The 12,182-nt window shown below is 72.6% G+C and carries 13 protein-coding genes; 9 read left to right on the top strand and 4 right to left on the bottom strand.

From position 1 onward, the window contains the following. Positions 1–23: 23 nt before the first annotated feature. Positions 24–905 (top strand): DUF4429 domain-containing protein, encoded by an 882-nt coding sequence (locus IE313_RS23500; protein WP_189935486.1) that lies wholly within the window; start codon positions 24–26, stop codon positions 903–905. 306 nt (positions 906–1,211) lie between these two features. Here IE313_RS23500 and IE313_RS23495 read toward each other — a convergent pair whose 3' ends face one another. Next, the gene (locus tag IE313_RS23495; RefSeq protein WP_189935484.1) at positions 1,212–2,222 is read right to left on the bottom strand and encodes an aldo/keto reductase; all 1,011 of its coding nucleotides are present in this window, start codon (positions 2,220–2,222) and stop codon (positions 1,212–1,214) included. Between the two features lie 7 nt (positions 2,223–2,229). Next, the gene (locus IE313_RS23490; protein ID WP_189935482.1) at positions 2,230–2,709 is read right to left on the bottom strand and encodes a MerR family transcriptional regulator; all 480 of its coding nucleotides are present in this window, start codon (positions 2,707–2,709) and stop codon (positions 2,230–2,232) included. Positions 2,710–2,837: 128 nt separating this feature from the next. Here IE313_RS23490 and IE313_RS23485 point away from each other — a divergent pair, with 128 nt between their 5' ends. Together IE313_RS23485 and IE313_RS23480 are read left to right on the top strand one after the other, a co-directional pair. After that, positions 2,838–3,329, top strand: coding sequence for a GNAT family N-acetyltransferase (locus IE313_RS23485; protein ID WP_189935480.1), 492 nt, complete (start codon positions 2,838–2,840; stop codon positions 3,327–3,329). A 226-nt stretch (positions 3,330–3,555) separates the two neighbouring features. Next, the gene (locus IE313_RS23480) at positions 3,556–4,392 is read left to right on the top strand and encodes a serine hydrolase domain-containing protein (protein WP_189935478.1); all 837 of its coding nucleotides are present in this window, start codon (positions 3,556–3,558) and stop codon (positions 4,390–4,392) included. A gap of 157 nt (positions 4,393–4,549) precedes the next feature. Here the strand turns inward: IE313_RS23480 and IE313_RS23475 are convergent, their stop codons facing one another. Further along, positions 4,550–5,209 (bottom strand): pirin family protein, encoded by a 660-nt coding sequence (locus IE313_RS23475; RefSeq protein WP_189935476.1) that lies wholly within the window; start codon positions 5,207–5,209, stop codon positions 4,550–4,552. Between the two features lie 59 nt (positions 5,210–5,268). Between IE313_RS23475 and IE313_RS23470 the strand changes: the two genes are divergently transcribed. The 6 genes from IE313_RS23470 to IE313_RS23445 all read left to right on the top strand — a co-directional run bounded on the left by IE313_RS23470 (position 5,269) and on the right by IE313_RS23445 (position 10,942). After that, entirely contained in the window at positions 5,269–6,522 is a 1,254-nt protein-coding gene (locus tag IE313_RS23470) for a PucR family transcriptional regulator (protein WP_373317045.1), read from the top strand. A gap of 89 nt (positions 6,523–6,611) precedes the next feature. Continuing rightward, positions 6,612–7,676 (top strand): ACP S-malonyltransferase, encoded by a 1,065-nt coding sequence (locus IE313_RS23465; protein WP_189935474.1) that lies wholly within the window; start codon positions 6,612–6,614, stop codon positions 7,674–7,676. A gap of 17 nt (positions 7,677–7,693) precedes the next feature. Continuing rightward, positions 7,694–8,704, top strand: coding sequence for a ketoacyl-ACP synthase III (locus IE313_RS23460; RefSeq protein WP_189935472.1), 1,011 nt, complete (start codon positions 7,694–7,696; stop codon positions 8,702–8,704). 117 nt (positions 8,705–8,821) lie between these two features. Further along, positions 8,822–9,070, top strand: a complete 249-nt coding sequence (locus tag IE313_RS23455; protein ID WP_189935470.1) for an acyl carrier protein — start codon at positions 8,822–8,824, stop codon at positions 9,068–9,070. A 79-nt stretch (positions 9,071–9,149) separates the two neighbouring features. Beyond that, positions 9,150–10,418 carry a beta-ketoacyl-[acyl-carrier-protein] synthase family protein gene (locus tag IE313_RS23450; RefSeq protein ID WP_189935468.1) on the top strand — a complete coding sequence of 423 codons (1,269 nt, stop codon included), beginning with the start codon at positions 9,150–9,152 and terminating at the stop codon, positions 10,416–10,418. Between the two features lie 98 nt (positions 10,419–10,516). Then, on the top strand, positions 10,517–10,942 hold the full coding sequence (locus tag IE313_RS23445) for a PPOX class F420-dependent oxidoreductase (protein ID WP_189935667.1): 426 nt from the start codon (positions 10,517–10,519) through the stop codon (positions 10,940–10,942). Positions 10,943–11,212: 270 nt separating this feature from the next. Here IE313_RS23445 and IE313_RS23440 read toward each other — a convergent pair whose 3' ends face one another. After that, positions 11,213–11,707, bottom strand: coding sequence for a DUF3145 domain-containing protein (locus tag IE313_RS23440; protein ID WP_189935467.1), 495 nt, complete (start codon positions 11,705–11,707; stop codon positions 11,213–11,215). Between the last annotated feature and the right edge of the window lie 475 nt (positions 11,708–12,182).

Below are 12,182 nucleotides of genomic sequence, written 5' to 3'. Positions count from 1 at the left end.
CGCAGAAGCGTACGCCGCATACGATGAGTCGCATGGGTGATGTACTGGCCGGATTTCACGCCGCCTGGGAGTTCGAGTCGGACTCCGTGCTCATCCGCTTCGAACGGGGGATACGCGCGCCGAAGCTCTTCCAGGCACTCGGCGAGCGCCGCATTCCCCATGAGGCGATCGCGGCGCTCACGGTGGCTCCTGGCAAGCGCGGCACGGTGGTGCTGCACGCCGTGCCGAGACCGGGCGCCGACCCCCTGATGGACGCCGCCGCGGGCCAGCTCAAGGAGAGCAGCGACCCCTACCGCCTGGTGCTGCCGGCCGAACGCGGGACGCTCGCCGACCACTACGCGAACGAGCTGCGGCCGCTCGTCTTCGGCGACGGCGACGAGGCTCCCGAGCGCTATCTGGTCCCCGCGCCCGAGGCCCCGATGCAGTTCAAGGCCTACGACGGCAAGGCCGCCTTCGACGGCAAGACCGTGTCGTTCCGGTGGTTCTGGACCGGCGCGTCGTCCGCCAAGTGGAAGGCGGGCGACCAGAGCTTCCTGGTCTCCGACCTGGCCGGGGTCGAGTGGCGCTCGCCCGAGCTCTTCGAGGGGCATCTGCGGCTGCTGCGCCGCGATCCGCCCGGCGCACCGCCCGCCCAGGCGGACCAGGATCCCGCCTCCGTCGTCTTCGGGCTGGGCTACGGTCCGGTCCACGAGTCGCTGCCGTTCGCCGCGGCGGTGCTGGGTGCGCTGCGCTCGGCGCCCTCCCCCGCCGCCACCGCCGCCCTTCCGCGGCACGCCGGCCCGGCCCGGCGCGACCCCGCGGACATCGCCGACAGCATCCGGCACCTGGGCGAGCTGCACGAGGCGGGCCTGGTCACGGACGAGGAGTTCAGCACCAAGAAGGCCCAGCTACTGGCCGAACTGTAGGCCCGCGCCACCGCCCCGACCGACCGGCCACCGGTCCGTACGGCCACCGGTCCGTACGACCGAGGGGCCCCTCACCGGCCGTCCGGTCACCGCCCACGGGTGCCCGGGCACCGTCCGCCGGCCGCCCGGACGCCTTCCAACCGGCCGTCCGGTCACCGCCCACGCCCGGAGCGGCCCGCAGCGCGGGCACACGGGCAGGGGCGCGGCCGCCGCCCCCCGGGAACACGGTCCCGTGGGCCGGCGCCCCCACCGGCCCCCTGTCCGTCCGGCGCGTTCCGGTCCCCCGGAGCCACTGCCCCTTGGGGACTACTCCCGACCCGCCGAGGTGAAGTTCATGTCGGCGTACCGGTCGCCGGCGACCTGCCCCGCGATCGGTTCCAGCAGCGCCAGCTCGTCGTCGGTCAGGACGACGCGGGTGGCGGCGGTGTTCTCCTCCACCCTGCTGCGCTTGCGGGTGCCGGGGATCGGCACGACGTCGAGCCCGTGCACCGCGGCCCGCTGCTGCACCCATGCCAGGGCGATCTGGCCGAGCGTCGCACCGTGCGCCTGCGCGACGGTGCGCACCGGTGCGAGCAGCGCGGCGTTGGCAGCGGCGTTGTCGCCGGTGAAGCGGGGCTGCTGGCGGCGGAAGTCGTCCTCGCCGAGCTCCTTGTCGGCGCTGACGAACGCACCGGTCAGAAAGCCCCGGCCGAGCGGCGAGTACGGCACGAGGGTGACGCCGAGGTCCGCGGCGGCGGGCACGACACCGGCCTCGATGTCCCGGCTGAACAGCGACCACTCCGACTGCACGGCCGCGATCGGGTGGATGGCGTGTGCGGCACGCAGCTCGGCCCCGGTGACCTCGCTGAGGCCGAGCTGCTTGACCTTGCCCGCCCGGACCAGCTCGGCCATCGTGCCGATGGAGTCCTCCAGCGGCACGCTCACATCGCGGCGGTGCATGTAGTAGAGGTCGATCACGTCGACGCCGAGGCGCTGAAGGCTCGCGTCGACGCAGGCCCGGATGTACGCGGGGTCGTTCCTGATGACGCGCTTGAACGGGTCGGAGGGGTCGCTGCTGATGGCGAACTTGGTCGCCACCACCACGTCGTCGCGGTGGGCGTTGACGAAGGACGAGATGAACCTCTCGTTCTCACCCCCGCCGTAGGCGTCGGCCGTGTCGTACAGCGTGACGCCGAGTTCCAGGGCGCGTTCCAGGGTGGCCCGTGCCTCGTCGGCGTCGGTGGGGCCGTACGCCCAGCTCATGCCCATACAGCCGAGCCCCTGGACGCCCACCCGGGGTCCGTCGCTGCCCAGCCGTGCCGTTGCGATCGCGGTCATGCGCCGCTCACACCCTCTCCGACGCCCGTCCGGCGTCAGCGTAAATGTTGATCTTGTGGTCGAGTACCGCCAGGGTGTCCCGGAGCTCGGCGATCCGGGACAGCACGTCCCGGCGGGTCGCCTCCAGCAGGTCCCGGCGTTCCGCGTAGGTGTGGTCGCCCTGGCGCACCAGCTCCGCGTAGCGGACCATGTCGGCGACCGGCATACCGGTCAGCCGCAGCTTGCCGACCAGCTTGAGCCAGTCCAGGTCGCGGTTCGAGTACTGGCGCTGGCCGGTGTGCGAGCGGTCGACATGGGCCATCAGCCCGATCCGCTCGTACCAGCGCAGCGTGTGCGCCGTCAGACCGGTGAGAGCGACGACCTCGCTGATGGTGTACTGGTCGCGCCCGTCGGGGCGCGGGTGGACCTCGGCCCTGGTGGCACAGGGATCGGCCGGGTCCCGCCCGGCGGACCTGGCCGGTACGCGCATGGTCTCCGTCACCGTCATGGCCACCACGCTATGACCTTCGAGTGCACTCCAAGCAAGCACCGCCCGCAGGCTCGCGGATCCGCCGGAGGTCCTGCGCGCGGAAATCCGCGCGACGGTGCCGGGCGGCGATGGGTACCGTGCCGGCCATGGACTACCCGAGCGCCGTCCGGCGCGCCACCTCCGAGGACGCCGAGGAGCTGGTCAGGCTGAGGAAGATCATGCTCGACTCGCTGGCGCCCAGTGACGACGTCGCATGGCAGCCCTTCGCGGTGGAGGACCTGCGCAAGCGGCTGTCGGATCCGGACGGCGACCTCGCGGTCTTCGTCGTGGACCGGCCGGACGGCGGGCGCGCGGGCCGCGCCTCGGCCCTCGCGGCCTGTGCGGCGGGCACGGTGGAGCGGCGGCTCGCCGGGCCCGGCAACCCCCTCGGCCTGACGGGGCACGTCTTCAACGTCGCAACCGACCCCGACATGCGGCGACGCGGCTACTCACGGGCCTGCATGACGGCGTTGCTCGACTGGTACCGCGGGCGCGGGGTGCCCAGGGTCGACCTGCACGCCTCTGCCGAGGGCGAGCCCTTGTACAGGTCGCTGGGCTTCGCCCGGCACGACGCACCCGCGATGCGGCTGAGCCGCTGACGCGCCCGAGCGACGGCCGGCCCGGGCCGCCACCAGGGACGCCACCGATCCGGGACGCCACCAGGGACGCCACCGATCCGGGACGCCACCGATCCCGGCCGGCACCGGCCCGGGCCATCCGCGCCGCGGGCGCGGCACCCCGCACGTCCACCGCTACCGCCGCCGCCACTGCTTCCCGGTGCACCCGGGCATGAGGAGCGGTGGCGCCGGTCGCTAGGCTCGGGGCATGCAGAGCCTGGCACTGATCGACAACTGGCCCGTGACGGCCGCCGCCACGGCCGTCGTACGGGCGGACGGCACCGTCACGGGGGCCCACGGCCCGGTCGAACGCCGCTTCCCGCTGGCCTCGGTGACCAAGCCGCTCGCCGCCTACGCCGTACTGGTCGCCTACGAGGAGGGCGCCGTCGACCTGGACGAACCGGCAGGGCCCGAGGGCTCGACCGTACGGCACCTGCTCGCGCACACCAGCGGGCTCGCCTTCGACGAGCACCGTGTCACGGCACCGCCCGGCACCCGGCGGCTCTACTCCAACGCCGGTTTCGAGGCGCTCGGCGCCCATGTCGCCGAGGCCACGGACATCCCGTTCGCCGAGTACCTGCGCCAGGCGGTGCTCGAACCGCTCGGCATGGCCGGGACCGCGTTGGAGGGAGACGGATCGCCCGCCAAGGACGGGGTGTCCTGCGTGGCCGACCTCGTGCGCTTCGTCGCGGAGCTCCAGGCGCCGCGGCTGCTCGACGCGCGGACGGTGGCGGCGGCGATGTCGGTGCAGTACCCCGGGACGAAGGGGGTGCTGCCGGGCTACGGGCACCAGAGCCCCAACGACTGGGGACTCGGCTTCGAGATCCGCGGCCACAAGGAGCCGCACTGGACCGGCCGTTCGTCCTCACCGGGGACGTTCGGGCATTTCGGGCAGTCCGGAACGTTCCTCTGGGTGGACCCGGAGGCGGGGCTGGGCTGCGCCGTGCTGACCGACCGGGCCTTCGGGCCCTGGGCGGTGCAGTCCTGGCCGGAGTTCACGGACGCGGTACTGCGCGAGTACGGCCCGGCGGCCGGGCAGGCCTAGACCGGCGCCGGCCACGCGCGGGCCGACCCGCACCGATCGGCCCGCACCACTCGGCCTCGCGCCCCGCCGGACCACCCGGGACAGCGCCGCCTGCGCGCCGGGAGGGCGGCCCACGGGCGTACCGGGGGGCGTACCGGGACCATGGGCGTGGCGCGTACTACGCCATCTCCCACAGCAGCAGCTCCGCGTGGACGTCGCCCACCGCCTGCGCCGCCAGGTCCCGCGCCGCCGTGATGCGGGCCTCGTCACCCGGGCCGAGGTCGGTGCCGTCGATGCGTATCGTGCCGCGGACCACATGGACGTAGACGTGCGGCGCGTCCGGTACGGCGGTGCGCTCCCCGGGGTGCAGACGGCGGACGTGCAGCATGGCGCCCGCGGCGGGCAGGGCGTACGGGGTCGAGTCGGCGATGCCGCGTACCACCTCGTACGCGGGCTCACCGCCCGGCGCGAGCGGGGCCAGCCACATCTGGACGAAGACCAGGGGCAGCGGTCCTTCGTTCCGCTCCACGTGCCGGACACCGGCGCCCGCACTGAGGTGCTGGACGTCCCCGGACCGGACGAGGGAGGCGTGGCCCGCCGAGTCGCGGTGCGTCAGCTCGCCCTCGACGACCCAGGTCACGATCTCCGTATGGCTGTGCGGGTGCTCGTCGAAGCCCGCACCCGGCGCAAGGCGCTCCTCGTTGCAGGCGATGAGCGCACCGAAGCGCAGGTTGTCCGGGTCGTAGTGGGATCCGAAGGAGAAGGCGTGCAGGGATTCGATTCCGGCGGCGGGATCACCGCCGCGCTGGCGCGTGCCGGCGCGCCTCACATCCATCACGCCATCCACGGTAGACCCGGCACCGGACAGGACCGTACCGATAAGGCAGTCTTGTCCCCGTGCCAGAACCCGAAGCCAGCAAGAGCGAACCCGCCCCGCCCGAGGCGCAGGCCCGGAACGGCCGGCCGAGCGGGCACGCCGCCGCCCACCCGGTGCACGCGCACGCCGCGACGTTGAAGCGCCTGGAGAAGTCGTCCGGCAGCCTCGCGGCGCAGGCCATCGCGCGGATGGACGAGACGCTCCCGTGGTACCGGGCGATGCCGCCGGAGAACCGCTCCTGGATCGGTCTGGTGGCCCAGGCGGGCATCGCCGCCTTCACCGAGTGGTTCCGGCGCCCTGACTCCCCGCAGGCCATCTCCACGGATGTCTTCGGGACGGCACCGCGCGAGCTGACCAGGGCGATCACCCTGCGGCAGACCGTGGAGATGGTGCGCACCACGATCGAGGTGATGGAGTCCGCGATCGAGGAGGTCGCCGCTCCGGGCGACGAGGCGGCACTGCGCGAGGCGCTGCTCGTCTACGCCCGGGAGATCGCCTTCGCCACCGCCCAGGTGTACGCGCAGGCCGCCGAGGCACGCGGCGCGTGGGACGCCCGCCTGGAGTCGCTGGTGGTGAACGCCGTGCTGTCCGGCGAGGCAGACGAGGGCGCCGTCTCACGGGCGGCCGCGCTCGGCTGGAACTCGCCGGAGCACGTCTGCGTGGTGCTGGGCACGGCACCCAACGGTGACAGCGAACTGACCGTGGAGGCCATCCGGCGGGCCGGGCGGCACGCCAAGCTCCAGGTTCTGACCGGGGTGCTGGGCGACCGGCTGGTCGTCATCGCGGGCGGCAGCGACAATCCGCTGGGCGTGGCCAAGGGGCTGATCGGGCCGTTCGCCCCGGGGCCGGTGGTGGCCGGGCCCGTGGTGCCCGACCTGATGGCGGCCACCCGCTCCGCCCAGGCCGCGGCCGCCGGACTCAAGGCGTGCTCGGCGTGGCAGGACGCACCACGGCCGGTGTTGGCGGATGATCTTCTTCCGGAGCGCGCGATCGCGGGCGACCCCTCCGCCCGGGAGCAGTTGGTGGAGGAGATCTACAGACCACTGGAGGAGGCAGGCTCGGCACTGCTGGAGACGCTGAGTGTCTATCTGGAGCAGGCGAGCAGCCTGGAGGGAGCCGCCCGTATGCTCTTCGTGCATCCGAACACCGTGCGCTACCGGCTCCGACGTGTGACTGATGTCACCGGCTGGTCGCCCTCCGATGTACGCTCCGCGTTCACACTGCGGATCGCGCTGATCCTGGGGCGCTTGGCCGACGGGGACACGCAGTTCTAAGGTTTTGTCGGGGATCTACAATTCCCCCTCTGGTTCTTCGTCCCTGTCCCCACGGGCGGGCAGCGCCATCCACAAGAGAGAGTGGGAGAGTGCTCGTACTCGTCGCTCCCGGTCAAGGCGCGCAGACGCCTGGTTTCCTGACTCCCTGGCTCGATCTTCCCGGTGCCGCGGAGTCCCTCGCCGCATGGTCGGACGCGATCGGTCTCGACCTCGTCCACTACGGGACGCGGGCGGACGCCGACGCGATCCGGGACACCGCCGTGGCGCAGCCCCTGCTGGTCGCGGCCGGGCTGCTGTCCGCGGCCGCGCTCGGCAACACCCTCGCCCTGGGCCCGGAGGCGCCCGGCGCCGCGGCGTCCGGCCGCGTCGCGCCCGGCGCCGTCGCGGGCCACAGCGTGGGCGAGATCACCGCCGCGGTGTTCTGCGGTGCGCTGGAGGCCACCGCGGCCCTGCGCCTGGTGCGCGAGCGCGGCCTGGCCATGGCGGAGGCCGCCGCCGTCACCGAGACCGGGATGTCCGCCCTGCTCGGCGGGGAGCCCAAGGACGTGCTGCCGGCCCTGGAGAAGCTCGGGCTCACCGCGGCGAACGTGAACGGCGCGGGGCAGATCGTGGCCGCGGGGACCGCTGCGGAGCTCGCCGAGCTGGCCGCCGACAAGCCCGAAGGGGTGCGCCGCGTGGTGCCGCTGAAGGTCGCCGGCGCCTTCCACACCCGGCACATGGCTCCTGCGGTGGACCGTCTGGCACGCGCCGCCGAGGACCTGGTGCCCGCCGAGCCCGTCCTCACCTACGTCTCCAACAAGGACGGCAGGACGGTCGGCACCGGCTCCGCGATCGTCGAGCGCCTGGTGGGGCAGGTCGCCAACCCGGTCCGCTGGGACCTGTGCATGGAGACGTTCGGGGAGCTGGGCGCGACCGCGCTGGTGGAGGTGTGCCCGGGCGGCACGCTGACCGGTCTGGCCAAGCGCGCGCTGCGCGGGGTCAGGACGCTGGCGCTGAAGACGCCCGACGACCTCGACGCGGCCCGTGCGCTGCTGCGCGAGAGCGCCGCACCGGCGCCCGCGGCGGCCACACCCGCGGCGTCCGCCGCGGCAGGCGCCGCGAGGCACACCGACTCACCGGTCGCCGCCACCACGGCCACCGCCACCAAGGCCTGAGAAGGAGCCCCCAGAGCATGTCGAAGATCAAGCCGAGCAAGGGCGCCCCGTACGCGCGCATCCTGGGCGTGGGCGGGTACCGGCCGACCCGGGTGGTGCCCAACGAGGTGATCCTCGAGACGATCGACTCGTCCGACGAATGGATCCGCTCCCGCTCCGGCATCACCACGCGGCACTGGGCGAACGACGAGGAGACCGTCGCGGCGATGTCGCTGGAGGCGTCCGGCAAGGCGATCGCCGACGCCGGCATCACGCCGCAGCAGATCGGCGCCGTGGTGGTCTCCACCGTCTCGCACTTCAAGCAGACGCCCGCGGTGGCGACCGAGATCGCCGACAAGCTGGGCACCGACAGGGCCGCCGCCTTCGACATCTCCGCGGGCTGTGCGGGCTTCGGCTACGCGCTCACCCTCGCCAAGGGCATGGTCGTCGAGGGTTCCGCCGAATACGTGCTGGTCATCGGCGTGGAGAGGCTTTCGGACCTGACCGACCTACAGGACCGCAAGACCGCCTTCCTGTTCGGCGACGGCGCGGGCGCGGCCGTCGTGGGCCCCTCCAAGGAGCCCGCGATCGGGCCGACGGTCTGGGGCTCGGAGGGCGACAAGTCCGAGACCATCAAGCAGACGGTGCCGTGGACCGACTACCGCGAGGGCGCCGCCCACCGGCCCGAGAAGTTCCCCGCGATCACGCAGGAAGGCCAGGCGGTCTTCCGCTGGGCCGTGTTCGAGATGGCGAAGGTCGCCCAGCAGGCGCTGGACGCGGCCGGAATCACCGCCGCCGAACTGGACGTCTTCATCCCGCACCAGGCCAACATGCGGATCATCGACTCGATGGTGAAGACGCTGAAGCTGCCGGAGTCGGTCACGGTCGCCCGCGACGTGGAGACCACCGGCAACACCTCGGCCGCCTCGATCCCGCTCGCCATGGAGCGGCTCCTGGCGACCGGCGAGGCGAAGAGCGGCGACACCGCCCTCGTCATCGGTTTCGGGGCGGGTCTCGCGTACGCCGCCACGGTCGTTACCCTCCCCTAGGCACCTTGTGGATCTTCCGTGGCGTCAGTCGCGGAAGGTGCACGACCTCCGTGCGGAGCCAGCTCCGTCCGGAGAGCCGCCACCCCCTTTATGGATACACATCGAAGGAGCGCCAACATGGCCGCCACTCAGGAAGAGATCGTCGCCGGTCTCGCGGAGATCGTGAACGAGATCGCCGGCATCCCGGTCGAGGACGTCCAGATGGACAAGTCCTTCACCGATGACCTGGACGTCGACTCGCTGTCCATGGTCGAGGTCGTCGTCGCCGCCGAGGAGCGCTTCGACGTCAAGATCCCGGACGACGACGTGAAGAACCTCAAGACCGTCGGCGACGCGACCGACTACATCCTCAAGCACCAGTCCTGACCCGGACCTGAGGCTTGTGCCTGCCGCCACCCGGCGGTGGCGCCGCTGAATCCCTCGTAACCGTGGAGAAAGAATTCCTGTGAGCTCGACCAATCGCACCGTGGTCGTCACCGGTATCGGCGCAACCACACCGCTGGGTGGCGACGTGGCTTCCACCTGGGAGGGCCTCATCGCCGGCCGGTCCGGCGTCGGCCCCCTCGAACAGGACTGGGCGGCCGAGATGCCGGTCCGGATCGCCGCGCAGATCGCCGTGGAGCCGGGGAAGATCATTCCTCGGCCCCAGGCCCGCCGGCTCGACCGCTCGGCGCAGTTCGCGCTGATCGCCACCCAGGAGGCCTGGAAGGACGCCGGCTTCACCGCCAAGGCGGGCGAGGACGGCTCCGTCGACCCGGACCGGCTCGGCGCGGTCATCGCCTCCGGCATCGGCGGTGTGACCACCCTGCTCGACCAGTACGACGTGCTCAGGGACAAGGGCGTACGCCGGGTCTCCCCGCACACCGTGCCGATGCTGATGCCCAACGGCCCGTCCGCCAACGTCGGCCTCTACGTGAACGCCCGGGCCGGTGTGCACACCCCGGTGTCCGCCTGCGCGTCCGGCGCCGAGGCCATCGGCTACGGCATCGAGATGATCCGCACCGGCCGCGCCGACGTGGTCGTGGCGGGCGGCACCGAGGCCGCCATCCACCCGCTGCCGATCGCCGCGTTCGGCAACATGATGGCGATGTCCAAGAACAACGACGACCCGCAGGGCGCCTCGCGGCCCTTCGACGTCGACCGCAACGGCTTCGTGCTCGGCGAGGGCGCGGGCGTGGTGGTGCTGGAGTCCCAGGAGCACGCCAGGGCGCGCGGCGCCGCGATCTACGCGGAGGCGGTCGGACAGGGCATCTCCGCCGACGGCCACGACATCGTGCAGCCCGAGCCCGAGGGCAACGGCATCGCGCACGCCCTCCAGAACCTCCTGCAGAACACCGACGTGCGGCCGTCCGAGATCGTCCATGCCAACGCCCACGCCACCTCGACGCCGGCCGGTGACATCGCGGAACTGAAGGCGCTGCGGAAGGTCTTCGGCGACGAGACCGACCACATCGCGGTGGCCAGCACCAAGTCGATGACCGGCCATCTGCTGGGCGGAGCGGGTGGCATCGAGTCGGTGGCGACGATCCTCGCGCTGAAGAACCGTCTGGCCCCGCCCACCATCAACATCACCACGCTCGACCCGGAGGCGGGCGTCGCGGACATCATCCGCGACAAGCCGCGCCCGCTGCCGCAGGGGCCCATCACCGCCATCAACGACTCGTTCGGCTTCGGCGGCCACAACGTGGTGCTCGCGTTCCGGCTCGACGGTTAGTCTGGGGGGCTGTAGCGGCCGGGTGGTCCGCCGTCCGGGCGCTCCCGCCGGCCGGGGCCACGAACCCCGGCCCCGGGTCCGAGAGGAAGGCGCACCCCCTGAGCACCGAAGCCCTGGAAGCACTGCTCGCCCGCTCGCGGCAGGGCGTGCTGACGACCATCAAGTCCGATGGCCGCCCTCAACTGTCCAACGTCGTCTACACCTACGACCCGGATGCCCGGCTGGTCCGGATGTCGGTCACCGCGGGCCGTGCGAAGACGGCCAACCTGCGCCGTGACCCGCGTGCGAGCCTGCACGTCACCACGCCCGATTTCAGGACGTACGCGGTGGCCGAGGGGATGGCCGAGCTGACGGCCGCCGCCGCCGATCCGCGGGACGCCACGGTGGCGGAGCTGATCGAGGTCTACCGGGCCCTGGCCGGCGAGCACCCGGACTGGGAGGACTACCGCAGGGCCATGGTCGCCGACCGCCGGCTCGTGGTGCGGCTGCCCGTCGCGCGCCTGTACGGCGGCGGCGGTAGCTGAGGCGCCGCTCCCGGGCGCCGACCGGTCCGGCGCGGGCGCGCCGGCACGCCCGGCCCTGCCGCTTGCGGGCTCCCGCCACCGCCGCGTGCGCGTCCACTTCCGGCCGCGCACCTCCGGCATCGGCCGCCTCGGTGCCCTCCCGCACCCTCCGGTGGATCACGCACCCGGGGGTGCGTCCCGCACCACCTGGTGGTTCCCACTCCATACGGGGGATCCCGCACAGCCCGGGGCTCTCACCCCGTCCGGGGGTCCCACACCATCCGGGGGCTCTCACACCACCTGGTGGAGCCATCGCACCGGAGCACCCTCGCCCGCGTAGCGGAACGGCTCCAGTTCGTCGTCCCACGGCTTGCCCAGCAGCCGGGCGATCTCCGCCTGGAGGTCCGCCCCCTCGCGCTGGGCGCGGGCCAGCGCGGCGCGCAGCCGGTCCTCGGGGACCAGGATGTCGCCGTGGATGCCGGTGACGGCGTGGAAGATGCCCAGGTCGGGTGTGGCGGAGTAGCGCTCGCCCTCGGCCGTGGGGCAGGGCTCGGCCGTCGCCTCGAAACGCAGAAGCTGCCAGCCGCGCAGCGCGGAGGCCAGCTTGGAGGCCGTGCCCACCTCGCCCTGCCAGGAGAACTCCGATCTCCAGGTGCCGGGAGCGGCGGGCTGCCTGATCCAGTCGAGGTTGACGCGCGTACCGAGCACGCCCGCGATCGCCCATTCGACGTGCGGGCACAGCGCGCGCGGTGCCGAGTGCACGTACAGAACTCCACGAGTCGTCACCGGGACCTCCAGTGTGGGAACGAGTGCGCCTGCGCCGACGGCCTCGCGCCCGTGCCGAGCAATTTTCCTCAAAAGGGACAGATGTGACGTGATGTAATTTAGCGGAACCGTAACAGCGGATTGCCACGGGGCCGGCCGGCGGCCTGTCGCCGTCGCTCCATGGTGACCCGGTCACCAACGGGGCCGAGGCTACCGTGCGGCGGGGCAGGGAGTGTGACGTACCGTCCGTCCCGCGGCGCGGAGACACGGACCTTTCACTCACAGGGACGCCATGCCCACACAGAGCGGACGACAGGGAACACAGTGGGTCCTTCGCGACACCCGAAAGAGGTCCCGGGCCCTGAAGGGTGACGCCCGGAAGGGACTCGTGGGCGACCATGACAGGACGAAGACGGATCCGCGGCCCACTCGCCGCGATGAGGAACGGGCCACGGCCGGCCGGCACGACCGCCGTCCGGCCGACGCGTACCGCCCG

The organism is Streptomyces sulfonofaciens, assembly GCF_014656295.1.
GTDB lineage: Bacteria > Actinomycetota > Actinomycetes > Streptomycetales > Streptomycetaceae > Streptomyces > Streptomyces sulfonofaciens.
Note: the sequence above shows the minus strand (reverse complement) of the source record. Positions and strands in the feature narration are given on the sequence as shown.